Here is a 24,533-nt window from a genome sequence, read left to right as displayed (position 1 = left end):
TTTCCTCCGGCAGGGCGCCGCGCTGCACCTTCATCTTGTGCGCCGTCTGCCAGGTGCGGATCAACACCTCGCCGACGCGGCCCATGGCCTGGCTGTCGGAGGCGATGATCGAGAAGGCGCCGATGTCGTGAAGGATGTCCTCGGCGATCGACGGATCGAGATGATGGCAGACCATGAGCATATCGAGATGCTCGTCGATCGTGTTCGCCGTGTAGGGCCGGGTCGGGTTGGTCGAGGACGGCAGGACATTCTCCTTGCCGCAGACCTTGATGATGTCCGGCGCATGGCCACCGCCCGCGCCCTCGGTATGGAAGGCGTGGATGGTGCGGTCCTTGAACGCCGCGATGGTGTTCTCGACGAAGCCGGATTCGTTCAGCGTGTCGGTGTGAATCATCACCTGGACGTCGAAGTCGTCGGCGACCGACAGGCAGCAGTCGATCGCGCCCGGCGTCGTCCCCCAGTCCTCGTGCAGCTTCAGCGCCGCGGCGCCGGCCTTGACCTGCTCCTCCAGCGCGCCGGGCAACGAGGCGTTGCCCTTGCCGGCGAAGGCGAGGTTCATCGGGAAGCCTTCGGCTGCCTGGACCATCCGGCCGATATGGAACGGCCCCGGCGTGCAGGTGGTGGCGTTGGTTCCGGTCGCCGGGCCGGTGCCGCCGCCGAGCATGGTGGTGACCCCGGACATCAGCGCCTCGTCGATCTGCTGGGGGCTGATGAAGTGGATATGCATGTCGAGGCCACCGGCGGTGATGATCTTGCCCTCGCCGGCGATCGCCTCGGTGCCCGGCCCGACGATGATGTCGACTCCCGGCTGGACATCCGGGTTACCGGCCTTGCCGATCCCGGCGATCTTGCCGTCCTTGATGCCGATATCCGCCTTGACGATCCCCCAGTGGTCGACGATCAGCGCGTTGGTGATGACCGTGTCGACCGCGCCGTCGGCATTGGCGAACTGGCTCTGGCCCATGCCGTCGCGGATGACCTTGCCGCCGCCGAATTTCACCTCCTCGCCATAGGTGGTGAAGTCCTTCTCGACCGCGACGATCAGCTCGGTATCGGCGAGGCGGACCTTGTCGCCGACGGTCGGGCCGAACATCTCGGCATAGGCGGCGCGGGAAATCTTGTAGGGCATGTTGCTGTCGCCTCTGGATTATGTGCCTGTTTCGTCAATCGGGCGTCGCCAGGCGCCGGATCTGTAGGCTTCGGGGATCTCGCCCGACACCGGATCGTCGATACCCATCGCCTCCAGCCGGTCGAACCATTCCTCGCGGCCGCTTTCCGGCAGCTTCGTCCCGCAGAAGGGACAGGCGGAGATGACGAGGTAGGATGGCCCGCCGTCATGGATGATCAGCCCGTATTCGCAGAAGGTGTCGCTATAGGCGATGAGCATGTCGGGGCAGGCGAAGGGATCATCGGCATGCTCCTCGCAGCAATTGACCAGCGCGTCCCGCATCTCGACGCAGCAATGGCTCTTCTTGTCGGCCGGATCGGCGAAGGAGCCCGGCACACCGGCCGGATCCATCCACAGCACGCGCCGGTCGGGGAAGAGCGACTGCGCCATCAGTCGAGGCCGCCCATGACCTTCTGGTTGAAGCCGAAGACCAGGCGCTCGCCGAGATAGGGGACCAGCGTGACGCTGCGGGTCTGGCCCGGTTCGAAGCGGATCGCGGTCCCGGCCGGGATGTCGAGGCGGCAGCCCTTGGTCTTCTCGCGATCAAAGGAGAGGCCCGAATTGGTCTCGTAGAAATGGTAGTGGGAGCCCACCTGCACCGGACGGTCGCCGGTATTGGCGACCTCGACGGTGACGGTGGGCTGGCCGGCATTCAGCTCGATCTCGCCGTCTGCGGGGATGATCTCGCCGGGGATCATGGCCGCGCTCACGAAGCGAAGGCGAGCGCGACGCCAAGCACCGCGGCGACGCCGCCGAGCACCCGGGCGACGACCTTGCCGACGCCTTCACGCAGGCCGACCCCGGAACCGAGCAACAGGCCGAGGCCTATGCCGGCGGAGTGGAGCAGCGCGGTGGAAAGCGCGAAGCCAAGGCCGAAGGGCAGGGCCGAGGCAAGGCCGAGCTCGCCGCCATGGGCGTGGCCGTGGAAAACCGCGAAGAGCCCGACCAGCACGCCGCCTATCGCCGGTGGCACCCGGACGGCGGCCGCGATCAGCAGGCCGAGCGCAACGACCGAGGCAAGGACGACGGGCTCGACGAAGGGAAGCGCGACGCCACCGAGAGCGAGCAGATAGCCGACCGCCATCGCGCCGACGAAGGAAGCCGGGACGACCCATACCGCCCGTCCGCCGATGGTCGCCGCCCAGAGGCCGACCGCCACCATCACCACGATGTGGTCGAGGCCGAAGAGAGGATGGGAGGCGCCGGCCAGGAACGAGCCGTTATGCCCAGGATCGAGATGGGCGAAGGCCGGGACGGTGGCGATGGCCAGGGCGCCGGCGGTGATGGCGAGTCGTTTCAGCATGAAAGTGTCCTCTCGGAAATCCTGGAAGTCTATCGAATGGGATTGTGGACGGTGACCAGCTTGGTCCCGTCGGGGAATGTCGCCTCGACCTGGACGTCGTGGATCATCTCGGCGACACCGGGCATGACCTGATCGCGTCCGACGACGGTCGCGCCGGCTTCCATCAGGTCGGCGACCAGACGCCCGTCACGCGCGCCCTCGACGACGAAATCGCTGACCAGGGCGACAGCCTCCGGGTAGTTGAGCTTGACACCCCGCTCCAGCCTGCGACGGGCCACCATGGCCGCCGTGGCGATCAGCAGCTTGTCCTTTTCTCTTGGCGTCAGGTTCATCTTTCCCCCTTCAGCAATTCCACACCCGCGGCATGCCGGTGCCGCGCAACGTCTCAAGCAGCCTTGTCAGTCCGAGGCGCAGGGTCTGTCCCCCCGCGGCAAGCATACGAGCGACAAGCATCCCGTTCCAAGCACTTACTCCCGATTCCCAGGCATCGCCCGCGAGCGCCTCGCGAGCCGGCCCGGCCAGCGTCTCTGCGTCCGGCGTCACCACGACCACCGTGGCAAGCGCACCGGCGGAACCACCGGTCGCGCCGCCGGCCATCACCGCGACCGCATCGCCTTCCAGCCGCATGCCATCGGCGAAGACCGGGATGCCGTCCCTCCGAATCCGCCATGCGTCCCTGAATGCGATGTCGTGGAGCGTCTCGCCCATCGCGGCGCGTCCGAGCAGAATGGCTTCGGCGACCAGCAGCGTCGCGCTGCCGGCGACATCCGCCTCGAGGCGACGGTGCAGCGCGCTCCGCTCGAAGAGGATGGTCTCCTGGGGAATCCAGTCGAGCCGGCCCTTCGGCCCGACATCGAGCCGCGTTTCGATCCGCGCGAAATCGCCCGGCGAGCGATAGGCCCGCTCCGCCGCCTGCGACGAGACGATCGCGGCCGCCGACTCGCCGACCGAAACCGCGAAGGAGAGGCAATCGCCGCCGGTCACCCCGCCGGCGGTATTGAGCAGGATCGCTTCGAGCGGCGCGGTCGCGGCGATGCGCGGCAGCCGGACCTTCGCCGAGCCGGACTGGCGCAACACGTCGAGGCGGTTATGGGCGCCCTCCCGGCGAATCGTGACGCGCGCCTCGCCGCGCACCCGCTGCAGCCGGGACCTTGCGGATATCCCCGAGGGCTCTTCTCCGGCAATGGCGAACGACGCGGCAATCATCGATACGGGCATTCTCTCGATCCGGCCCGCCCATGCAAACCTGACGCCATGCGCCGGCCGGCAAGAACCCCTCGCCGGAAGCGAAGGCCGATCGCCCGAAATTTGCGCAGATGCCTTCTTGGAAGGCAACGCCGCCGATGGCCCGGCAAGGCGATTCCGTGGCGCGGATGCTTTGCCAAATTCTCGCCAAGCCGATATGAAGGAGTGGCAAGCGGTCGGGGGCGTCGCGACCGCGCATCGTGTCTGGGGCTGGACGTTGAAACCGACGCTTCTGATCGCCTTTCTGTTTGTTTCCTTGACCGGCTGGGCGGCGCGCGCCGCCCAGGACCCGGCGTATATCGTCGTGGATGTCGGAAGAGGCGTGGTGATCAACAGCGACAACGCCAACAAGCTCTGGGCGCCGGCTTCGCTGACCAAGATGATGACCGCCTACCTGACCTTCAAGGCGCTCCAGAGCGGCCAGCTGACCTTCTCCTCCGCCGTCGTGGTTTCGAAGAAAGCTCTGGCCGAACCGCCCTCGAAGATGGGCTACAAGGTCGGCACGGTCATCAACGTCGACAACGCCTTGAAGATGATGATCGTCCGCTCGGCAAACGACATCGCAATGGCGATCGCCGAGACGCTGGGCGGCAGCGAGGCCAGGTTCGTCGCGATGATGAATGCGGAAGCCGCCCGCCTCGGCATGAACGGCACCCATTTCGCCAATCCCAACGGCCTGCCGGCGACCGGGCAGGTAACCACCGCCCGCGATCTCGCGGTGCTCGCCCGCGCCCTGTGGATGGATTATCCCCAGTATCGCGAATATTTCAGGATTCCGGCGATCCGGGCCGGCCGCAAGGTGCTCAAGTCCTACAACACCCTGCTCGAGCACTACCGGGGCAGCAACGGCCTCAAGACCGGCTTCATCTGCGCCTCCGGCTTCAATATCGCGGCCACCGCGACGCGCAACGGCCGCACGCTGCTGGTTGTCGTGCTCGGCGAGACCTCCTCGGACGCCCGTGCCGAGACCGCCGCCCGCCTCCTCGATCGCGGCTTTTCCGGGCTTTTCGGCGGCGCCTTCGGCCAGAAGCTCTCGTCCTTCCAGACCCGCCCGGCGCCGGGCGGCCCGGTCAATCTCCGCAAGGAGATCTGCGAAACCAAACGCGCACCGCAGAAACTCGCCGGCAATTCCGCGCTTGGCCCGCGATTTGTGCTGATGGAGCCGGTGCCGGTCTTCACCGGCAAGGCCGACCCCGTCAAGCCATCCGGTGGCGGCGCAACCGGCGGCGGCGTCCCCTCGACGGTGAACCTGCCCCTGCCGCGCCCGCGCCCGCCCTATCCCGCCGGCGCGGAGCTGATCCTCCAGTAGCGCCTCAGAGCCGCTCGATCAGGCATCGATAGATGTCGCCGCCGGTTTCCGCGGCGACCAGCCGATGCCCCGATTCCCGCACGTAATTGGGTATGTCGATCGCCGCCAGCGGGTCGGTCGCCTCGACCATGACGCGATTGCCGCGGGCCAGCCCCGCCAGGGCCTTCCTCGTCTTCAGCACCGGCAGCGGACAGGCCAGTCCGCGCAGGTCGAGATGGAGATCGTGCGGCCAGTCCGGCTGGGTCGTCATTGCATGCTCGCGGTGTGCGCGATCCTAGGCTTCGGCGCGGGCGTTGGGAATACCGGTCGAGTGGTCGCCGCGACGGGGCTTTTGGCGGGGAGCCACGGCAGGATCGTCATCCGAACGCCATGCATAATATTCACCCGCGGTTAACCCTGACACGAGGCCGGGATATTCTTGATTTGTAAACAACCAAACCGCCGCATAATGCTCTTCGCGAGCCAATCGGTTCAGTTTTTATAAAACTCGAACCGGTATTCTGGCGGCTGCGGCAATATTGGCGGAGACCTCTCAGGTGCGCGTTTCGTTTGCCGGCGCCGTCGAAAGGGCCTTTGGCGGCCGGATCGGCCGCCGGCTGGTGCCTCTCGGCGATCGGCTGGATTCGATCCTTTATGGTATCGACGATCGCTCGGTCTCGCAGCGTATCGCGATCATCGCCTTCGTCGTCCGCATCGTCAGCGCCGGCATCGCCTATGTCAGCCAGGTCCTGCTTGCGCGCTGGATGGGCGATTTCGAATACGGCGTCTTCGTCGTCGTCTGGGTCGGCGCCGTCATCCTCGGCGGGCTGGCCTGCCTCGGCTTCCAGACCGCGATCGTCCGTTTCGTCCCCGAATATGTCGAGCGCGGCGAATCCGACCTCCTGCGCGGCGTCCTGGTGGGCAGCCGGCTTTACGGCTTCGTCGCCGCCACCACCATCGCGCTCCTTGGCATTCTCGGCCTCCGGGTCTTCGGCGACCTGCTTTCCAGCTATTACCTGATCCCGCTCTATCTCGGCGCGGTGACCTTGCCGATGCTTGCCCTTGGCGAGGTTCAGGACGGTGTGTCACGCGCCTTCAGCTGGGCCGACCTCAGCCTGTGGCCGACCTTCATCGTCCGGCCGGTCATCATCCTGGCGACCATGGCATCGGCGATCGGGCTTGGCTGGAAGCCCGATGCGACCACCGCGATGGGGGCGGTCATCGTCGCAACCTATCTCACCTCGGTCGGCCAGCTGATCCTGCTGGAGCGGCGTCTGCGCCAGACCGTGCCGCCGGGACCCCGGCGCTATCGGCCGATGCTGTGGATCGGCGTCGCCCTGCCGATCTTCATCGTCGAAGGCTTCTTCAACCTTCTGACCAACGTCGACATCCTCGTCGTCGGCTATTTCATGCAGCCCGACATGGTCGCGATCTATTTCGCCGCCGCGAAGACGCTGGCCCTGGTCCATTTCGTCTATTTCGCGGTTCGCGCCGGCGGCGCACAGCGTTTCTCGAAATACTATGCCAACGGCGACGATCTCCGGCTGAGATCCTTCGTTCGCGACACCCTGCACTGGACGTTCTGGCCTTCGCTGGCCCTTGTCGCCTTCATCCTCGTCGTCGGCCGGCAACTCCTGCTGCTTTTCGGGCCGACCTTCGGAAGCGGCTATCCGCTGCTCTTCATCCTGTCCGCCGGCATCCTTGTCAGGGCCTCGATCGGCCCCGCCGAGAGCCTGCTCACCATGGCGGGCCAGCAACGGCTCTGCGCGGCGATCTACACCGGGACCTTCGTCATCAATGTCGTGCTCAACTTCACCCTGATCCCGGTCCTCGGCCTGCCGGGCGCCGCCCTGGCGACGTCGGCGGCATTGATCGTCGAATCACTGGCCCTTTATGCAGCAGCAAGGAGGCGGTTCGGTATCCGCTCCTTCGTCCTTTTTGCCTTCCGGCCGGTCGATCCTGAGAGGGAGGCCGCATAGATGAGCGACACCGGATTCTCTTCAGCGACCCTGACCGCCGGGCCGGCACAGCATCGCCGCCACCGCCCGGGACCGGAAGACGCCACGGCATCGGCCGGTCCCGCCAGTGCCACCGCGCGGATCGCCGCGTGGCGCGACCTGGCGGGCCGGAGCGCGGACGCCAACGTCTTCTTCCATCCCGGCATCCTCCTGCCGGCAATCGACCATCTCGACCCGGCAATCGCTCTGGCAACCGTCAGCGACGGGCGCGGCCGGCTGATCGCGCTCGCGCCCGTCCATCACGAGCGTCTCGGCAAGATCTCGCCCGCCCTGTGGGTCTGGGTACATGACTATGCTCCGCTCGGAACTCCCCTGATCGACGGACAGGCGCTCGCCGCCGCCGCCGACGGCCTGATCCGCCGGCTGGGCAGCGGAAGCCTTGTGATCCCGGACCTGGCGACCCGCTCCGACACCGCCGCCGCCCTTTGCGAGGCGGCCGAACGGGCGGGCCGGCCGTGGACGATCATCGGCGAGCAGCCGCGAGCGGTGCTCGACCAGACACCGGCCGGCGCCGATGTCCGGGCCACCCTGCCGGCACGGCGGCGGAAGGAACTCGCCAGACAGATGCGCCGCCTCGCCGAGATCGGCGGACTGACGGTAGAGACGGCGCTCGAACCCGACCACGTTCGCGCCCGCTTCGAGGAATTCCTGATTCTCGAGGCGGCCGGATGGAAGGGCGAGGAAGGCACCGCCCTTGCCGCGCAGGCCGCCACCGCCGCCTTCTCGCGCGAGATCGTCTTCAACCGGTCGGAACGCGGGACGACCCGGATCGTCTCGATCCGTCTCGGGGATCATCCCGTCGCGATCGTCGTCTGCTTCGTGGCGGGCTCCACCGCCTATGCCTGGAAGACGGCCTATGACGAGCACTTCGCGCGCTTCTCGCCGGGCGTCCAGGTGATGCTCGAAGCCGCCGACAGCCTTCTGGCCGACCCGGCGATCGCGCGCATCGACTCCTGCGCCGCCCCGAACAACGCGATGATCAACCAGATCTGGCAGGACAGGATGGAGGTCGGGGCGCTGGTGATCGGGCCGGTCGGCGGCGGCGCGCTCTACCGGACAGGCCTCGCGGCGTTCAGGACCGAGATTGCGGCCCGCGCCACCGCGAAAAGCCTGTGGGCGCGCCTCGCTACCCAGCGGCATCATCCCGGCAAGACGCCGTCGTGAGCCTCATCGACATCGACCGCGACGCGGCGGCTGGATTTCCCGATCGGCCGTTCCGCATCCGCCACCATCTTTCCGACCATCCGCTCCTCAGCCTCGACGCGCTCGCCGGCCTTGCCGGACGGCTCGACCGCGACCGGGTCGAATACAACTCGGGGAGGCTCGAGCCGAACCAGCCGCCGGACCAGGTGCCCGGCATCGACCTCCCGCCGGCCGAGGTCGTCCGCCAGATCGCGACCTGCGGCGCCTGGATGGTGCTGAAGAATGTCGAGACGGTCCCCGAATACGCCGCCCTGATCCGCGCCGCGCTCGCCGACGCCCGCGCGGCGATCGGCGGCAGCGGCGACGAAACCGGCATGCAGGACTTCCAGGGCTTCATCTTCGTCTCCTCGGCGAATGGCGTGACGCCCTTCCACATCGACTATGAGGAGAATTTCTTCGTCCACCTGCATGGCGAGAAGTTCATGCATGTCTTCGACAACCGCGACCGCGCGCTGGTTCCGGAGGCCGATCTCGAGACCTATCCGGGAAAGCACCGGAATCTCTCCTATCTCGCGCATTTCGAGGAGCGGGCGACGGTCTTCCGCTTCGCGCCCGGCGAGGGCATGTTCCTGCCCTATACCTGGCCGCACTGGGTGCGCACCGGCGACGACTGGACGATCTCGATGGCGATCACCTGGAAGTCGCGGCGCGACATCAGGATGAACCGCCTCTACCTGGCGAACGCGGTCCTCCGCAAGCTCCACCTGCCACAGCCGGCGCCCGGCCGCCATCCCCTCCTCGACGGCGCCAAGACCATGGCCCTTGGCGTTGCCCAGTCGGTGATCAAGCCCCTGCGGCGGAGTGAGGGCATGCGGCGGCGCCTGCGGTCGCTGTTCTTCGGCCGCCGCGCCAACTACTATTACGGCGAAGGCAAGACCTGATCGGCTCCCGCTCCGCCGGAACCGCCACGGACCCTCGCCCGGAAGCCGCGCCGGATGACCTTGCCGGATGTGGTCAGCGGGATCTCGTCGACGAAGGCGACCTCCCGCGGATATTCCGCCGCCGACAGCCGCTCCCGGACATGCCGGCGGATGTCTTCCGCCAGTTTGTCGCCCGGCTCGTAACCCGGCTTCAGCGCGACGAAGGCGCTGACGATTTCGGTGCGAACCGGGTCCGGCTTGCCGACCACCGCCGACAACCTGACCGCGGGGTGGGTCGCGAGGCAGTCCTCGACCTCGCCCGGCCCGATCCGGTAGCCGGCGGAAGTGATCACATCGTCGTTGCGCCCGATGAAATGGACATAGCCGTCGGCATCGCGGACCGCCTGGTCGCCGGTCAGCATCCAGTCGCCACGGAATTTCTCGCCGGTCGCGTCCGGCTGCCGCCAGTATTCGAGGAACATCGACGGGTCGCCGCGGCGGATCGCGATCTCCCCGGCCTCGCCCGGCGGCCGTTCCACCCCGTCCTCGCCGATGACCGAGACGCCGTGGCCGGGGATCGGCTTGCCGACCGCGCCGGCACGGCTGACACCGAGCGCCGCGCATGAACCGAGCACGTAGTTGCACTCGGTCTGGCCGTAGAATTCGTTGATCGCGCGACCGAAGGTCGCCTCGGCACGCTCGAAGGCGGATCGGCCGAGGCTCTCGCCCGCCGCGGTCACGGTCCTCAGCCTGATGTCGAACCGTTCCAGCGGCCGCTCCACATCCTCCATCAGCTTGATCGCCGTCGGCGGCAGAAAGACGTTGCGGATCCCGGCCTCGGCCATCATCGCGAAGGCAGCCTCGGGGTCGAAGCGGCGGAACGGCCCGAAGACCACCGGCGTCCCGAAATAGAGTGCCGGCAGCAGGGCATTGAGGAGGCCGCCCGCCCAGGCCCAGTCCGACGGCGTCCACGCGCGATCGTCCGGCTCCGGCGCGAATTCGTGGGTCAGCGAGAAGCCGGGCAGATGGCCGAGCAGCACGCGATGGCCATGGAGGGCGCCCTTGGGCGGTCCGGTGGTGCCGGAGGTGTAGATCATCATCGCCGGATCGTCCGGCCCCGAGCCGATGACCGGGAAGGGGTCGACGAACGGCTCCAGCGCTTGCCGATAGCCTTCGACCGCCCCGCCGTCCGGACCGTCGACGCACAGCACCGTCTCGAGGTCGGGCAGGTCGTCGCGCAGCGCGGCAAGCCTCCCCGCCCCGGCCGCGTCGGTGACGATCGCCCGCGCACCGGAATCCCTCAGCCGGAAGGCCAGCGCATCGGGTCCGAACAGAGCGGCAAGCGGCACGACGATGGCGCCGAGCTTGTAGGCCGCGAGATGGCCGACCGCCGCCTCGGTCGACTGCGGCAGCAGCAATGCCAGGCGGTCACCCTTCGCAACACCGCGATGGCGAAGGGCATGCGCCAGCCGGTCCGAATCCCGCTTCAGGTCGGCGAAGGTGACGGCGCCTTGCCCGCTCCGGTCGCCATACCGGATCAGCGCGACGCGGTCGGGAACGGCCGCGGCCCACCGATCGCAGCAGGCGACCGCGATGTTGAACCGGTCCGGTATCTCCCAGCGAAACGCCTCGACCAGCGCCTCGTAGCTCTCGGCCCGTGGCAGCATGGCTAGCCGGCGACCGCCATCGGCCGGCCGCCATCCGGCCCGAGCGCGGCGTGCCGGTTGTCCGGCTCGGCCAGGATCAGGGTCCAGAAGTTCCCGTATTTGCTGTTCGGCCTGAAGGCGACGGCGATTCCCATCTGGGTGACTCCGGGCTTGAGCAGGTTGGCGTTGTGCCCCCGCGAGGCTTTCCAGCCGGCGAACGCCTCGTTGAAGGTCCGGTGGCCCGCGGCGACATTCTCGACCGCGATCGCCGCGTCATAGCCGCCCCTGCTCAGCCGCTGCTGGAAGCTGCCCTCGCCGCGCACCACATGGGACATCTTGTCGGCGCGCGCCATCGCGTCGGAATGGCTGCGGGCGATGCCCATCAGCTGCCCGTTGAGCGAAACCGCGGACAGGCCGCGAGCCTTGCGATAGCTCGATATCTCCGCCGCGGCGGACCCCGGATTGACCGTCGCCGGGCTTGGCGGGCCTGCCCCCTTGATCAGCTCGTCCGGCTTATCGAACAGCGACGCACAGGCCGACAGCATCGGCCCGGAAACAAGCACCAGTGAAACAACGCGCAGCGCCCCGCGACGCGTCACGACCATATTGTCCATGTTGTCGTCCATGCGGCGAACCGGCGATGTCTACCACGGCCTGACCGCCCGGGCGACAACCCGCGACAATTCGAGCGCCCGTGGCCCTATTCGGCCGCTTCGAGCTGCCGCGCCGGCATCAGGACCTCGCCGACCTCCGTCGCCGACAGAATCCCCTCGAGCGATCCGGCGGCATCGATCACCGCGACCGGGAAGGTGCTGGAAAGCGTCGCCGGCAGCGCTTCGGCAAGCGAAGCGCCCGGTGCGATCGACGGGGCGCCGACCGCGATCTCGTCGACGGTCGGTCCCGAATGGCTGGCAATCGCGGCGTTGACCGCGTCGCGGGTCACCACGCCGCGATAGCCCCGAGCGTTGAGGACATAGCCGATCTCGGCACCACGGCGCTGCATCTCGGCCAGCGCCTGCTCCAGCGTCTCGTCGGTGAGCCGGAGTGGCGGCGGCTTCATCACCGTCTCGACGGTCAGCACCCGGGCGCGATTGACGTCCTTGACGAAGGCGCGGACATAGTCGTCGGCCGGATCGAGCAGGATCTCGGCCGGCGTGCCGATCTGCGACAGCGTACCGTCCTTGAGGATGGCGATCCGGTCGCCGAGCCGCAGCGCCTCGTCGAGATCGTGGGTGATGAAGACGATCGTCTTCCGGAGGCGCGACTGCAGCTCGATCAGCTGGTCCTGCATCTGGCCCCGGATCAGCGGATCGAGGGCGGAAAAGGCCTCGTCCATCAGCAGGATTTCCGGGTCCGTGCAGAGCGCCCGCGCCAGCCCGACACGCTGCTGCATGCCGCCCGAAAGCTGTTCCGGATACTGGTCCTCGTAACCGGTGAGCCCCACCGTCGCGACCCATTCGGCGGCCTTTTCCTCGCGGGCGGCCCTGGGCTCGCCGCGGATTTCGAGGCCATAGGCGACATTCTGGAGAACCGTCCGGTGGGGAAACAGGCCGAAGCGCTGGAAGACCATGCCGGTCTTGTTGCGGCGGAAGGCCTCCAGCTCCCGGATGGAGAGCTTCAGGATGTCCATCCCGTCGATGAAGATCTCGCCTTCCGTCGGGTCGATCAGGCGGTTGAGGTGGCGGATCAGGGTCGATTTCCCCGATCCCGAAAGCCCCATCACCACGAAAATCTCGCCGGGCTCCACCGACAGCGAGATGTCGTAGAGCCCGACGGTGTGATTGCTTTCGGCCAGGATCTCTTCCTTGCTGGCGCCCGCCTTCAGCCGGGCGAGCGCACGCTCCGGCCGCGACCCGAAGACCTTGGTGACATGCCGGACGTCGATCAGCGCCATGAATCAGCCGCCCACGGTCCGATAGGCCTGCAGGCGGCGACCGAAGGCCTGGCTGATGCGGTCGAAGATGATCGCCAGGATGACGATGCCGATACCGCCGACCAGGCCCTTGCCGGGATCGTTGCGCTGGAGGCCGAGAAGCACCGTCTCGCCGATTCCCCGAGCGCCGATCATCGAGGCGATCACCACCATCGCCAGCGCCATCATCATCGTCTGGTTGATGCCCTGCATGATCGACGGCAGGGCGAGCGGAATCTGGACACCCTTGAGCATCTGCCAGCGGGTCGCGCCGAAGGCCCGGCTCGCCTCGACCACCGAGTGATCGACCTGGCGGATGCCGAGATCGGTCAGCCGGATCAGCGGTGGCGTCGCATAGATCACCGTCGCCAGGATCGCCGGCACCTTGCCGAGACCGAAGAGCATCGCCGCGGGGATCAGATAGACGAAGCTCGGGATCGTCTGCATCAGGTCGAGGACGGGATTGAGCAGCGCCCGCGCGATGTCGCTGCGGGCGGTCAGCACGCCGAGCGGGATGCCGATGATGATGGCGATGGCGACCGAGACCAGCATGACCGCGATGGTCTGCATCGCCTGCTCCCACAGCCCGAGGCTGCCGAGAAGCCAGGCCAGGGCGACGATCCCGAATGACAGCAGGAGGTTGCGGCTGGCGGCATAGGCGATCAGGCCGACCACGATCAGAACCGACCACGGCGGCGCCCAGCGCAGCGCCTGCTCGATCAGGACGAGGACCGTGAGCAGGGCATTGGCGATCGATTCGAAGACGTCGCCATAATTGACGATGAGCCACTCGATGAAGGTGTTGGTGGCGTCTGCGATGGGCTTGCCGATGTCGACGAACATCGTTCACGTCCTCAGGAGCAGACGGGCCGGCGCGTCTTCCGCCGGCCCGTCGGAGATCACGGCCTGCCGGCTACTCGCCGAGGTTCGACTTGACGCCCTCGACGGCGGAAGCCGGCAGCCACCTGGTCCAGTCCTCGGTGGTCTTGAGGAAATTGACCGCGGCTTCGTCCGGGCTGGCGTCATTGTCGCGCATATAGGCGAGCGCGGTCGAGGTCACCGCATTGGTCGAAGCATAGGATTTCAGGAATTCCGCCAGCTTCGGCGCGGCCTTGGTGAACTCGGTATTGCCCCCGATGATCACCTTGGTGATCGGCGAAGCCGTCGCTTCGGTGGGATGGTCCGAGTCCATCATCGCCTTCCAGACCGACGCGTCATAGGCCGGCTCCTCCAGCTTGGTGAAATCGTATTTGCCGAGCAGCCAGGTCGGCCCCCAGTAGTAGAACACCGCCGGCTTGTCGCGCAGCGCCGCCTGCTCGGCGGCCGCCGCGAGCGCCTCGCCGGTTCCCGGCCGGAAGTTGGTATATTTGTCGGCGAGGCCATAGGCCTCGAGCTTCTTGGTGTTCACCACCTCGCAATGCCAGCCGGCCGGGCAATTGTAGAAGCGCCCCTTGCCCGGCTCTTCCGGGTCCTCGAACAGCTCGGTGTAGTTGGCCAGGTCGGCGACCGACTTGAGATCGGGTGCCTTGGCGCCGTCGCCGGAAACGACCGAGGTCGGGACGAACCATCCTTCGATCGCATCCGGGAAAGTGGTGCCAAGGGCCACCGTCTTGCCATCCGCCTCGGCATCGACCCAGGCCTGGGCCGGATTGGCGGTCCAGATCTCCATGATGATGTCGGCATCGCCGCGCGCCACACCGTTGATCAGGGGGATCGTATCGCCGGGAATCGAGTCGACCTCGCAGCCGAAGCCATCGCGGATGATGCGGCTCGCGACCGCGGTGTGGAATTGCGCCGAACCGTAGTTGAGGTCGGCAAACACCACCGGACGGTCGAGCTCGCATTTCGCCATTTCGGCGTCCTGGGCAAGGGCCGGCGCCGCGACGATAACGCCGACGGCAAGGGCTATGGCATGGCGAAACATCATCAATCCTCCTGCATTGGTCAAAACTGGCTGCCTCCGAGGGGCAAGAACCACCGGCATCCTGCGGAGCATGGCTCGATCGGAAATTAGGGCGGTCCGCGGGAATGCGAAGCAGGCCCGGAGTGTTCCCTCCTTCGCCGGCGCAGGTCGCGATATCGACCGCCGGCCCGGATTTCCTGGGCCTCGGCCGCCCGCGACCCTCGCCCCTGATGCTGACACTTTAACGCCGGCAACTGTCATGGGATGTCAGGAGCATCCGGCGCACCGTGCGGCATTCTCCTCCTCGACTTCCCCGACGAGGAGACAGCCGGCCAATCCGGTCCTCAAAACGGGGAAAAACGTCAGAAAAAAACATAGCGGCGCAACCGCGAATGTCAAAAGACGGCGGCAAAGGCAGCCCGTCGGGCAACCGCATCGCATGGTCAGCCCCCCCGCGGCCGGCAATCCGCCCTCCTGCCGCTGGCGTCCGGTCGCGGCTTCCGCTAAATGCTGACCCGATCAGTCGTGGGCCAATCGGGGACCGCTCATTGCCGGACAGGAGTTCAGCCCAGCGCAGCCTCGTCACCAACCGGCGCGTCGTCCATATCAGCGGCTTCGAGCCGACGTCGATCGAACGGCTCGACCGGCGGATGAACAGCGGGCTTCGGCGCTTCGGCTCGCTTTGGGGCGCCACGGCGACCGTATCGCCATGCAGCGTCGCCCCCGACCAGCGTTCGGCGACGTGGGATATCCGCACCACCGGCCCCAACTGGACCACCGCCTGCCGCTACACGATCCTGCGCTGGGACGAGTTGATGGCGCCCTATGTCGAGCGGAGCTGGCTCGGCCGAATGCTGCATGGCTACAAGGCGCTCTTCGAGTTCGTCTGGACGGGAACGCTCCGCCGCTACTTCAAGGCCAACATCCGCTACGGCCTGTTCTTCATCTATCCGCTGCTGACGCTGGCCGGCTTCGTGCTTCTGGGGATCGGCGCCGGCGTGCTCGCGGCATGGCTGGGGATGCCGCTCGGCTGGCTCGGCGCCACCCTCGTCGGTCTCGTCGTCTTCGGCCTGCTGATGCGCTTCCTGGGCGGCTATTTCTATCTCGACTTCGCGCTTGCCGACTGGGCCTGCGCCGCCGACCTCGCGCGTCGCGACATTCCCGGCATGGAGGACCTGATCGGGCAATTCGCGGCAAGCGTCATCGAGGCCATCCGCGACCCGGAGGCCGACGAGGTCCTGCTTTCCGGCGTCAGCCTCGGCGCGGTCATGATGGTCGAGGCGATCGCCCGCGCCTATCGCGCGACGCCCGGCCTCGACAAGGAGGTCGGCCATACGGCCTTTCTCACCGTCGGCTCGTCGATCATGAAGATCGGCCTGCATCCGGCTGCAAAGGACCTGCGCCAGGACGTCTATCGCGTCGGCGCCGAAAAGTCGCTTCTGTGGATCGAGTACCAGGCCAAGGTCGACCCGATCAATTTCTACAAGACCGACCCGGTCGCCGATCTCGGCAATCCGAAGACCGGCAGCCCGATCATCAAGATGATCCGCATCCGGGACATGATGAGCGCCGAGGGCTACCGGCGCGCGCAGCGCGGCTCGCTCCACCTCCATCGGCAGTTTGTGATGCCGAACGCCAAGCGCTACTTCTACGACTTCTACCACATTGGTTTCGGCCCCCTGCGACTGGCCGACCGGGTCAGGCTGGGCAAGAAGGCCGCGTCGATCTTCGCAGGGGATGGCAGTTACAAAAGGAAGCGTCCGGCCGGGAAATCCCGGAAGGCGGCCGCGATTGGAGAGTGATGAGTCAACTCGTTGCGGAATGGATATGGTTCGTCGGGGGCGTCCTGTGGTTCGTCATCCGCTATCCGCACCAGCGCAAGTCGCGCAAGACCAAGGTGGCCCGCTCGGCGGGCGGGAGCCGCGATCAGTGGCTCTTGATGGCGTCGCTGACCGGCCTCGCCATCATCCCGCTGATCTTTTTCATCATGGGCCGCCTGACGTCCGGACCGCGCTTCGCCGACTACGCCTTCAGCCCGGTCCAGGGCTGGATCGGGCTGGTGCTGATGCTCGCGGCGCTGGCACTCCTCTACGAGACCCACCGCCAGCTCGGCCGCAACTGGTCGGTAACCCTCGATACGCGCAAGAAGCACACGCTGGTCGATACCGGCCTTTACGCCTTCGTCCGCCATCCTATGTACTCGGCCTTCTGGCTGCTCGCCTTTGCCCAGGCGGCGCTCTTCGCCAACTGGATCGCCGGCCTTTCGGGCATCGTCGGCTGGGGAATCCTGTTTTTCCTGCGGGTCGGAAAGGAGGAGCAGCTTATGGTCGAGACATTTGGCGACGACTACCGCTCCTACATGAAGCGCACAAAACGGGTCGTTCCACTGATCTATTGACCGACTGCCACCCCCCGGCCATTTTTCTGGTCAGGATAACCGTGGCTTGAGCAACGGAGGATGCGATGAAGCCGAGACGGGCGGCCGCTCTGGCCCTCGCCGCGTTCGTTCTGGGACTTGTTGCGGCCGCGGTGCCGGCCGGCGCCGAGGAGTCGATCCCTGTTCCCTCGCCGCGCCCGGCCCATGCCCCCAAGGCAACGTCCAAGTCGGGCACCAAGACCACCACGCCCAACCTGTCGGTGACCATTCCGAAGCCGCCGCCCGGCGGCTACAAGGGCGGCACGGTGATCATCCTGCGTGGCCTCCACAACGTCTGGTCGCGTGGCATGGATGCCCTCGCCAAGAAGTTCGAGAAGCAGGGTGTCCCGGTCACGCTCGCCAATCATTCGCACTGGCAGTTCCTGGCCAATGACACGATTGCCAAATACAAGAAGGACAAGAATGCCGCGCCGATCATCATCATCGGCCATTCGCTCGGCGGCGACGCGGCGCTCGTCATGTCCAACTGGATGGTCCACAACGGCGTGCCGGTCCGGCTCGTCGTGGTCTTCGACGCCGTCTCGCAGACCCATCCGCTCGATGCCGGGATCGCCGAGGTCCTGAACTTCTACAAGCCGAAGGGCTACGGCCAGGAAGTCGTCGGCAACAGCCGCTTCAACGGCAAGATCGTCAACGTCGACCTGACCACGCGCAAGGACGTCGACCACCTCAATATCGACGAGGACCAGCAGCTTCAGGACGAGGTCCTGGCGCTGTCGCTGAACATCCTGAAGGGCCAGAAGACCGCCAGCCGCTGAACCGGCCCCGCGCACCGTCCGGCGCGGCCACGTCATCCCTCTTCGAGCGGACGTGCCTCGTCGGGCAGCATGATCGGGATCCCGTCGCGGATCGGGTAGGCGAGCTTGGCCGCCCGGCTGATCAGTTCCTGGGCTTCCGCGTCATATTCGAGCGTCGTCTTGGTGACCGGACAGACCAGTATCTCCAGCAGCTTCGGATCCACCTTGCCCGCCGCGCGGCCGCTTGCGCTCATTGCAGCGACCGTCCCGCGCCCGATTCGTTGGCCAGCGCCACCTCGGTCAGCGCCACCAGCGTCTCGGCACGGGCCTTGAGGTCGGGCGCCTCGAGCAGCGCCTGTTTCTCGGCGGTCCCGAACGGCGCCATCATGGCAAGGGCATTGATCAGGGTTTCGTTGGTCGCCCGGCCGACGCTGTCCCAATCCGCTTCGAGGTTGTGCGCTTCGAGGTAATCCCGGAACGACCGGAGGACGGCGGCCCGGTCGACAGCCTCGTCGTCACTCCGGGCGAGAAAGTCATCGGCGAAGGACGCCGCGCTGATCCGGCACTGGCGATAGCCGGTTGCAACGATCCTTTCCTCGACCACCACGAAACGCGAAATTCCGCTCAGGGTCACCAGGTAGCGGCCGTCGCCGGTTTCCGAGAAGGCGGTGACGCGGCCGGCGCAGCCGACCTGGCAAAGTCCCGGCCCGGAAGCGCATGGCGCCTTGTTTTCGTCGGGCTGGATCATCCCGACGATACGGTCACCGGCCAGCGCCGCGTCGATCATCGCGACATAGCGCGGCTCGAAGATGTTCAGCGGCATTTCGGCGCGGGGAAGCAGCAACGCTCCGGGCAAGGGAAAAACCGGGATGGTCTCCGGCAGATCCTCCGGCCGTCCATAAGAGCAGTTGCCAGCTTTCACGGTGTCCTCAGGCGAACAGCATCGACGACAGACGACGGCGCCCGGCGAGCGTTGCCTCGTCCTTCGGGCCCCAGAGCTCAAAGAACTGCAGGAGCTGCTTCCGCGCCTTCTCATCCTGCCAACTACGATTCCTGGCGAGGATTTCAAGGAGCTGGTCGGCGGCACCCTCGCGGTCGCCCCTTTCGTTGAGGATGAGCGCCAGGTCGAGCCGCGCCTCGAAATCCTTGGGATCGGCCGCGATCCGGGCTTCCAGCGCCGACGGGTCGCCGAGCTCGGCGGTCTGCGCGGCGAGGTCGATTTCGGCTCGCGCCGCGGCGACTTTGGCATCGCCGGCCGCCTCGGGCGGAAGCATGTCGAGGGTCTGGCGCGCCCGGTCGAGCTCACCGGTCGCGACGAGGCATCGCGCCAGCCCGGCGGCGGCGGCGACCGACTGCGGCTCGGCCGCGAGCACCGCGGCAAAGCGTTCGGCGGCCCCGGTGCTGTCGCCCCCGGCGAGCAATTCCTCGCCGGCCGCGACAAGGGCGTCGCTGTCGGACGGCGCCGGCGGACCGGCAACCCGTTCGATGAATTCCTTCACCTGGCTCTCGGGCAGGGCCCCGACGAAGCCGTCGACGGGCTGGCCCTTCGAGAAGGCGATCACCGCCGGAATCGACTGGATGCCGAGCTGGCCGGCGACGCCCGGATGCTCGTCGATATTCATCTTGACCAGCTTCACCGCGCCGTTAGCCGCTTGCACGGCTTTCTCGATGATCGGGCCCAGGGTACGGCACGGACCGCACCATGGCGCCCAGAAATCGACCAGCACGGGCTGGGTGCTGGATGCCTCGATGACGTCGGCGACGAAGGTCTGGGTCGTCGTCTCGACCACATGTCCGCCGGCGCCGCCGACGGCCGAATCGGGGCTGCCGCCCCCGCCCAATAGGGTGCTCATTGTCGTCCCTGTATCCTGGCGGCGGCCGAGCGCCGCCGCGATATCGTTTTCCGGCCATAACATGGCGCCTTGGCGGCGGTTTTACAATTGGCGCGGAGTCCCGCGCGCGTCGAGGGCGAGAATCTGAGGTTCGTGGCCGGTCGCCCGGATGAAGGCGAGCAGATCGGGGCTGGCGATCGTCGTCGTGGCGGTATTGACCAAGGGATGGCAGTTGATCGTCTCGCTCGCCATCAGACCGGCATCCAGCACGACGCCGACCCGCGGCGGATCGTCATTGACCAGCCCGAAGGGCGTCACCGAACCGGGTTCGACGCCGAGCACCTCGCGGAGCAGCTCCGGCTTGCCGAAGGACAGGCGGCCGGACGCGCCGATCCGGTTGTGGAGCTGCTTCAGCTCGACCACCGCATCCTCGGCCGCCACCACCAGGAACAGGGCGCCTTTCTTGTCCTTGAGGAACAGGTTCTTGGTGTGGGCGCCGGGGATTTCGCCGCGTAGCGCCTGGCTCTCCTCCACCGTGTGAAGCGGCGGATGTTCGACCGTCTCGGTCTCCAGACCGAGCCTGCCGAGATAGGCAAGCAGCTCTGCGGATGTCATGCTCGGCATTTCGAGGCTCCCATCGATGTCCACGAAGCCATATTGGCCGAGGAAAGCCGAAACAAGTCGCGATATCCATGTTGCAACGACGCCCCAAGGAGCGATATAAGCCCCGGACGATCGACGATCGGTCGCGCGAGCGGGTGTAGCTCAGGGGTAGAGCACAACCTTGCCAAGGTTGGGGTCGAGGGTTCGAATCCCTTCGCCCGCTCCAATTTTCAGCCGGCAGCCGTGCAGAACCATGCATGAACAGGCACCGGCGTGCGGCACAGAACCGGCACAGCCCGTTCACCCGTCGGCGCCGCCGGAATCGGCAGGCGAAGGGGCTCATGCCGGGGCTGGAATGCGCTACGAGCCTTTCATGACCGCTCTTGTGCGCCGCCTCGTCAGGGGTCCGAAGCGCCGGCGGGAGATCCCCCCAGGATGTCAGCCCTTCAGCGGGGGCGATGTGGCTCAACTGACCGGCGGCCCGTCTGCGGCGTGGGCCGAATATTGCGGCAGGTCATCGGCAATGGTGAACCAGGACGCTTTCGAGCGGACGAAAATATGCTCGCTCGGCCGGATGGCCGGATCGTCCGTCAGCGTGCCGAGAGTCACATGAACATAGGCGCCGTCGCGGACGACGGAGTAGAGAAGGGAGCCGCATTTTGCGCAGCGCGCATCGTGGGCCAGCTCTTCCCCGAAGACGAGCAGTTGATCACCCCCATCCGTCACCGCGAACTTGTTTCTTCCGATGCCGGCAAACGGCTTGAGTTCGTCCCCGTATGAACGGGGATCGGATGGCAGGCTGACATCACAATTTGGAAGGAGACCGCACGCCGTCGCGGTGTTCTCCGGCGACGATAATGTCGCCGCCGGCATCATGACGGCAGAGCAAGCGCCAGCCCCGGATGGCACCGGCCGGCCAGCCCTAGCATCCTCAGGACCTGTCGGCGACGAGCTTGGGAAAAAGCGTCTTCAGTCGCTCGTAGGTCTCGCGCCAGTTCGCATAGACCTGGGCATAGGCCCGGCTCTCGTCGGGCCGCGGCGTGAACACCCGGCCGGGCTCGACATAGCTCCGGATCAGCGACCAGTCGTCGAGGAGGCCGGTTCCCATGCCGGCGACGAAGGCGGCGCCGAGGCTCGAGCCGGGATGCCGGTCGATGCGGGTCACCGGGCGTTCGAGCACGTCGGCGGCGATCTGCAGCCACAGGTCGCTGGCGGCGCCGCCATCGGCGGCGCGGACGTTGGTCACCGTCAGCCCGCCTTCAAGAAATGTATCGACATGATGGCGCATGCCGAAGACGATGCCCTCGAGCGCGGCCCGCCAGATATCCGCGACGGTGTGATGCAGCCCGAGTCCGACAAGCGTGCCGCGGGCATGCGGGTCCATCAGCGGTGTCTTCTCCCCGAGAACGTAGGGGAGGAAGAGGAGCTCCGGACGCCGGCTCTCGGCCGCGCGGTCGAGCCAGGCATGCGGCGAGACGCCGGCCGCCCTGGCCCGCGCCGCCTCTTCGCCGGCGAGATTGGCGAGGATCCAGTTGAGCAGGTTGCCGCCCGCCGCCATGCAGCCATTGGGGAAATAGAGGCCGGGGACGATGTGATAGTCCATGAACAGCCGGCGGTCCCGGACCGGGACATCCGACGACAACAGGATGTCGGCGGCGCCGCCGAACTTGATCACCAGGTCGCCATTGCCTGAAGCGCCGCAGACGAAGGCCGAGGCGACGTGATCGGCGCAGCCGGCGACCACCGGCACGCCTTCGGGCAGGCCGAGGTGGCGGGCAGCCGCTGGCAGCAATCCGCCGACGACGTCCTCGCTGCGGCGGATCGGCGGCAGCAAGGACGGGTCGATCCCCGCCAGCGCGACCAGCCGCTCGTCATAGGTTCCGGTGGCGAGGTTGACGAAGCCGGATTCGAGCGCCCAGTTATGCTCGACCTGAAGGGTGCCGGTAAGCCTGGCGGTGATGAAGTCGGACGCCCCGACCACCGCCTTCGCCCGCGCGAAGTGCTCCGGCTCACGGTCGCGGAGCCACATCAGCTTCGGGCCGACCAGTTGCTGGCTGTAGCCGGTGCCGGTCAGCTCCAGGAAGGTGTCCTCCGGCATGCCGGCGGCGAAGGCGTCGAGCTCGTCCGTCGCCCGGGCGTCGTTCTGCTGGATGCTGCGGCGGATTGCATCTCCGCGCTCATCGACGAGGATGACCGCCGGCAGCATGCCGGTGACGCCGATCGCCGAGACCTCCGAGGGTGGAAGGCCCACCGTCGCGACCAGCTCGCGCGTGATCTCACCGACGTTCCGCCACCACTCGGCCGGCTCTTCCTCCGCCCAGTTGGCCTCGTCCGAATGGAGGATGCAGGGCCGCTTGGCGGTGGCAAGTATCCCGCCCCGGGCGTCGATCAGGATACCGATCGTCGAGGTCGTGCCGATATCGAGGCCGAGGAAGACCGGCATAGGTCAGCGCAACCCCGAGACCCGGTCCATGAAGCGCTTCACCCGCTCGCCATCGACCGGGCTCCAGGTGTCGCCGCCGACCTTGAAATGGGTGCCGACGACGGCCCCGTCGCCGATCGACAGGATATCGGCCACATTGTCGATATTGACACCCGTGTTGGCGAAGACCGGCGTGTCGGGCACGGCGTCCTTGGCTTCCTTGAGGTTGGAGACTTCGACAGCCTCGCCGGTCATCGGCCCGGAAACCAGGACGACATCGGCGAGCGAGGCAAAGACCGCGCTCTTCGCCCGTTGCGCAAGCGTCCGGGTCCCGACCGGGGAGGCGAACTCCGCGTTGATGTTGTACATGACCTTCAGGTCGGATCGGCGTGTATTGGCCCGGAGCTGCAGCGCGCCGGCGGCATCGGGAACCCAGAGCCCCATGTCCGAATCGTAGACGCCAGTGAAAATCTCGCGCACGAACCGCGCACCGGATGCGACACCCAGCGCGACGCTCGCCACCGGATCCCACAGGTAATTGACGCCGAACGGCACCTTGATCAAACGCTTGAGTTCGCCGACCGCGAACCCGAACGAAGCGAGCGTCACCGGTGATGCCTTCAGGACGTATGGCCGGTCGCCCTCGTTGCCGAACATCATCGCATCGACGCCGCCGGACTGCAGCGCCTCTATGTCGTTCGCGGCACTGTCGAGGATCTTCTGCATGCCGCCGTCGGCATCGTAGAGCGGCGTGCCGGGCAGCGGCGGGAAGTGGATCATCGCGACGATTGGTTTGTCGCTGCCAAAGGTTTGCTTGAGCATGGAAAGCTCCGTTCAGGGAAGGAAGGGCCGCGCCAGGACGCGGGTCGTGCCAGGGTCGAAGACCTGGATTTCGGGAAGATCGAAATGGAGGGTGACCGTCTCGCCGGTCTTCGCCCGGAAGTCGCGCGGCATCCGGATATGGACCTCGGGACCGCCGGGAGAGGCGAAGTTGGCGACCAGGATCACCTCCGGACCGAGCACCTCGGTGGTGATGGTGTGAAGCGCGACCGGCGCCGTGCGACCGCCGCCGACCGCCACGGCCTGGAAGTCCTCGGGTCGCAGGCCGACGATCACCGGCTTCCCGGCGTGGCTCGCATAGGCCTCCCGATAGGCGGCGGGGATCGGCAACCGGCAGGTCTCGACCACGGCGGCCAGACCGTCACCGTCGCTCTCGATGCGGCCGGGCAACAGGTTCATCGGCGGCGTTGCGAGGAAGCTCGCGACGAAGGTGTCGGCCGGATTGCGATAGACCTCCATCGGCGCACCGACCTGGACGATGTCACCGTCCCTCATGATGCAGATGCGCTCGCCCATCGTCATTGCCTCGACCTGGTCGTGGGTGACGTGGACGATGGTGGTGCCGAGCGAATTGTGGAGCTTGATCAGCTCGGTGCGCATCGAGGCGCGCAGCGTCGCGTCGAGGTTGGAAAGCGGCTCGTCGAGAAGGAAGGCCTGCGGCTCGCGCACCAGCGCCCGACCAAGCGCGACGCGCTGGCGCTGGCCGCCGGAGAGTTGCGAGGGCTTGCGCGACAGCAGCGGCTCGATCCCGAGCAGGGCGGCGACCCGGGTGATGCGGCTCTGGATCTCCGACGCCTCGACGTGGCGCAGCCTGAGGCCGAAGGCGAGGTTGCGGGCGACCGTCATGTGCGGATAGAGCGCATAATTCTGGAAGACGATCGCGATGTCGCGATCAGCGGGATCGACCTCGTTGACCCGGCGGCCGCCGATGAGGAGATCGCCCGACGAGATCGCCTCGAGGCCGGCGATCATCCTGAGCGTCGTCGATTTGCCGCAGCCCGAGGGGCCGAGGAAGATCATGAACTCGCCGTCCCTGATGTCGAGCGAGACACCGTTAACCGCGGTCACGTCATTCGGGTAGGTCTTGGTGATCTTGTCGAGGGTGATGGACGCCAT

At 66.9% G+C, this 24,533-nt stretch carries 27 protein-coding genes and 1 tRNA gene; 8 read left to right on the top strand and 20 right to left on the bottom strand.

The window, feature by feature from the left end; all coding sequences use genetic code 11:
* The 6 genes from KDJ86_RS02760 to KDJ86_RS02735 all read right to left on the bottom strand — a co-directional run.
* Positions 1 to 1,129, bottom strand: a 1,129-nt coding sequence (locus KDJ86_RS02760; RefSeq protein ID WP_291742586.1) for an urease subunit alpha, incomplete at its 3' end; no start/stop codon positions are given.
* Between the two features lie 18 nt (positions 1,130 to 1,147).
* A complete protein-coding gene (locus tag KDJ86_RS02755) occupies positions 1,148 to 1,558 on the bottom strand; it encodes a DUF6980 family protein (RefSeq protein WP_291742584.1) in 411 nt (136 codons plus the stop codon).
* A complete protein-coding gene (locus KDJ86_RS02750; RefSeq protein ID WP_291742579.1) occupies positions 1,558 to 1,866 on the bottom strand; it encodes an urease subunit beta in 309 nt (102 codons plus the stop codon). The genes KDJ86_RS02755 and KDJ86_RS02750 overlap by 1 nt, the downstream gene beginning before the upstream one ends.
* 8 nt (positions 1,867 to 1,874) lie before the next feature.
* Positions 1,875 to 2,471 (bottom strand): HupE/UreJ family protein, encoded by a 597-nt coding sequence (locus KDJ86_RS02745; RefSeq protein WP_291742576.1) that lies wholly within the window; start codon positions 2,469 to 2,471, stop codon positions 1,875 to 1,877.
* A gap of 29 nt (positions 2,472 to 2,500) precedes the next feature.
* A complete protein-coding gene (locus tag KDJ86_RS02740) occupies positions 2,501 to 2,803 on the bottom strand; it encodes an urease subunit gamma (RefSeq protein WP_291742574.1) in 303 nt (100 codons plus the stop codon).
* Positions 2,804 to 2,813: 10 nt separating this feature from the next.
* Positions 2,814 to 3,689, bottom strand: a complete 876-nt coding sequence (locus KDJ86_RS02735; protein ID WP_291742571.1) for an urease accessory protein UreD — start codon at positions 3,687 to 3,689, stop codon at positions 2,814 to 2,816.
* 244 nt (positions 3,690 to 3,933) lie between these two features.
* On the opposite strand from KDJ86_RS02735, the gene KDJ86_RS02730 reads away from it, so the two are divergent.
* Positions 3,934 to 5,025 carry a D-alanyl-D-alanine carboxypeptidase family protein gene (locus KDJ86_RS02730; RefSeq protein ID WP_291742568.1) on the top strand — a complete coding sequence of 364 codons (1,092 nt, stop codon included), beginning with the start codon at positions 3,934 to 3,936 and terminating at the stop codon, positions 5,023 to 5,025.
* Between the two features lie 4 nt (positions 5,026 to 5,029).
* On the opposite strand, the gene KDJ86_RS02725 is transcribed toward KDJ86_RS02730, so the two are convergent.
* Entirely contained in the window at positions 5,030 to 5,275 is a 246-nt protein-coding gene (locus tag KDJ86_RS02725; protein ID WP_291742566.1) for a sulfurtransferase TusA family protein, read from the bottom strand.
* Positions 5,276 to 5,561: 286 nt separating this feature from the next.
* Between KDJ86_RS02725 and KDJ86_RS02720 the strand changes: the two genes are divergently transcribed.
* Genes KDJ86_RS02720 through KDJ86_RS02710 form a run of 3 tightly spaced genes read left to right on the top strand, consistent with a single transcriptional unit; the run spans position 5,562 to position 9,106 of the window.
* Positions 5,562 to 6,983 carry a lipopolysaccharide biosynthesis protein gene (locus tag KDJ86_RS02720; protein ID WP_291742563.1) on the top strand — a complete coding sequence of 474 codons (1,422 nt, stop codon included), beginning with the start codon at positions 5,562 to 5,564 and terminating at the stop codon, positions 6,981 to 6,983.
* Positions 6,984 to 8,186: a GNAT family N-acetyltransferase gene (locus KDJ86_RS02715; RefSeq protein ID WP_291742561.1), complete on the top strand. Its 1,203-nt coding sequence runs from the start codon at positions 6,984 to 6,986 to the stop codon at positions 8,184 to 8,186.
* Positions 8,183 to 9,106, top strand: coding sequence for a cupin domain-containing protein (locus KDJ86_RS02710; RefSeq protein WP_291742558.1), 924 nt, complete (start codon positions 8,183 to 8,185; stop codon positions 9,104 to 9,106). Before KDJ86_RS02715 ends, KDJ86_RS02710 begins: the two co-directional genes overlap by 4 nt.
* Here KDJ86_RS02710 and KDJ86_RS02705 read toward each other — a convergent pair.
* From KDJ86_RS02705 to KDJ86_RS02685, 5 genes are all read right to left on the bottom strand, one after another.
* Entirely contained in the window at positions 9,085 to 10,752 is a 1,668-nt protein-coding gene (locus KDJ86_RS02705) for an AMP-binding protein (RefSeq protein ID WP_291742555.1), read from the bottom strand. The two genes, KDJ86_RS02710 and KDJ86_RS02705, sit on opposite strands and share 22 nt — an antisense overlap.
* 2 nt (positions 10,753 to 10,754) lie before the next feature.
* The gene (locus tag KDJ86_RS02700; RefSeq protein WP_291742552.1) at positions 10,755 to 11,345 is read right to left on the bottom strand and encodes a CAP domain-containing protein; all 591 of its coding nucleotides are present in this window, start codon (positions 11,343 to 11,345) and stop codon (positions 10,755 to 10,757) included.
* A gap of 86 nt (positions 11,346 to 11,431) precedes the next feature.
* A complete protein-coding gene (locus KDJ86_RS02695) occupies positions 11,432 to 12,625 on the bottom strand; it encodes a quaternary amine ABC transporter ATP-binding protein (RefSeq protein WP_291742550.1) in 1,194 nt (397 codons plus the stop codon).
* Between the two features lie 3 nt (positions 12,626 to 12,628).
* The gene (locus tag KDJ86_RS02690) at positions 12,629 to 13,486 is read right to left on the bottom strand and encodes an ABC transporter permease (RefSeq protein ID WP_291742546.1); all 858 of its coding nucleotides are present in this window, start codon (positions 13,484 to 13,486) and stop codon (positions 12,629 to 12,631) included.
* Positions 13,487 to 13,556: 70 nt separating this feature from the next.
* The gene (locus KDJ86_RS02685) at positions 13,557 to 14,567 is read right to left on the bottom strand and encodes an ABC transporter substrate-binding protein (RefSeq protein WP_291742543.1); all 1,011 of its coding nucleotides are present in this window, start codon (positions 14,565 to 14,567) and stop codon (positions 13,557 to 13,559) included.
* A 527-nt stretch (positions 14,568 to 15,094) separates the two neighbouring features.
* Here KDJ86_RS02685 and KDJ86_RS02680 point away from each other — a divergent pair.
* The 3 genes from KDJ86_RS02680 to KDJ86_RS02670 all read left to right on the top strand — a co-directional run bounded on the left by KDJ86_RS02680 (position 15,095) and on the right by KDJ86_RS02670 (position 17,741).
* Positions 15,095 to 16,348, top strand: a complete 1,254-nt coding sequence (locus KDJ86_RS02680) for a hypothetical protein (RefSeq protein ID WP_291742540.1) — start codon at positions 15,095 to 15,097, stop codon at positions 16,346 to 16,348.
* On the top strand, positions 16,348 to 16,944 hold the full coding sequence (locus KDJ86_RS02675; protein WP_291742537.1) for a protein-S-isoprenylcysteine O-methyltransferase: 597 nt from the start codon (positions 16,348 to 16,350) through the stop codon (positions 16,942 to 16,944). The genes KDJ86_RS02680 and KDJ86_RS02675 overlap by 1 nt, the downstream gene beginning before the upstream one ends.
* 65 nt (positions 16,945 to 17,009) lie before the next feature.
* A complete protein-coding gene (locus KDJ86_RS02670; RefSeq protein ID WP_291742534.1) occupies positions 17,010 to 17,741 on the top strand; it encodes a lipase family protein in 732 nt (243 codons plus the stop codon).
* Between the two features lie 32 nt (positions 17,742 to 17,773).
* On the opposite strand, the gene KDJ86_RS02665 is transcribed toward KDJ86_RS02670, so the two are convergent.
* The 4 genes from KDJ86_RS02665 to KDJ86_RS02650 form a co-directional block, all read right to left on the bottom strand.
* Positions 17,774 to 17,974: a Trm112 family protein gene (locus tag KDJ86_RS02665; RefSeq protein WP_291742531.1), complete on the bottom strand. Its 201-nt coding sequence runs from the start codon at positions 17,972 to 17,974 to the stop codon at positions 17,774 to 17,776.
* On the bottom strand, positions 17,971 to 18,642 hold the full coding sequence (locus KDJ86_RS02660) for an LON peptidase substrate-binding domain-containing protein (protein WP_291742528.1): 672 nt from the start codon (positions 18,640 to 18,642) through the stop codon (positions 17,971 to 17,973). The genes KDJ86_RS02665 and KDJ86_RS02660 overlap by 4 nt, the downstream gene beginning before the upstream one ends.
* Positions 18,643 to 18,649: 7 nt before the next feature.
* A complete protein-coding gene (gene trxA, locus KDJ86_RS02655) occupies positions 18,650 to 19,573 on the bottom strand; it encodes a thioredoxin (RefSeq protein ID WP_291742525.1) in 924 nt (307 codons plus the stop codon).
* Positions 19,574 to 19,654: 81 nt separating this feature from the next.
* Positions 19,655 to 20,176, bottom strand: a complete 522-nt coding sequence (locus tag KDJ86_RS02650; RefSeq protein ID WP_291742521.1) for a prolyl-tRNA synthetase associated domain-containing protein — start codon at positions 20,174 to 20,176, stop codon at positions 19,655 to 19,657.
* A gap of 130 nt (positions 20,177 to 20,306) precedes the next feature.
* On the opposite strand from KDJ86_RS02650, the gene KDJ86_RS02645 reads away from it, so the two are divergent.
* Positions 20,307 to 20,381, top strand: a tRNA-Gly gene (locus tag KDJ86_RS02645).
* Between the two features lie 239 nt (positions 20,382 to 20,620).
* Here KDJ86_RS02645 and KDJ86_RS02640 read toward each other — a convergent pair.
* From KDJ86_RS02640 to KDJ86_RS02625, 4 genes are read right to left on the bottom strand one after another with little or no spacing between them, the layout of a single operon-like run.
* Positions 20,621 to 21,028, bottom strand: coding sequence for a GFA family protein (locus KDJ86_RS02640; protein WP_291742519.1), 408 nt, complete (start codon positions 21,026 to 21,028; stop codon positions 20,621 to 20,623).
* Between the two features lie 58 nt (positions 21,029 to 21,086).
* A complete protein-coding gene (locus tag KDJ86_RS02635) occupies positions 21,087 to 22,598 on the bottom strand; it encodes an FGGY-family carbohydrate kinase (protein WP_291742516.1) in 1,512 nt (503 codons plus the stop codon).
* Between the two features lie 3 nt (positions 22,599 to 22,601).
* The gene (locus KDJ86_RS02630) at positions 22,602 to 23,399 is read right to left on the bottom strand and encodes a BtpA/SgcQ family protein (protein ID WP_291742513.1); all 798 of its coding nucleotides are present in this window, start codon (positions 23,397 to 23,399) and stop codon (positions 22,602 to 22,604) included.
* A gap of 12 nt (positions 23,400 to 23,411) precedes the next feature.
* On the bottom strand, positions 23,412 to 24,533 hold the full coding sequence (locus KDJ86_RS02625; protein WP_291742511.1) for an ABC transporter ATP-binding protein: 1,122 nt from the start codon (positions 24,531 to 24,533) through the stop codon (positions 23,412 to 23,414).

Source organism: Bauldia sp. (assembly GCF_020442045.1).
Lineage (GTDB): Bacteria > Pseudomonadota > Alphaproteobacteria > Rhizobiales > Kaistiaceae > Bauldia.
This window is presented reverse-complemented; position numbering and strand designations above follow the sequence as displayed.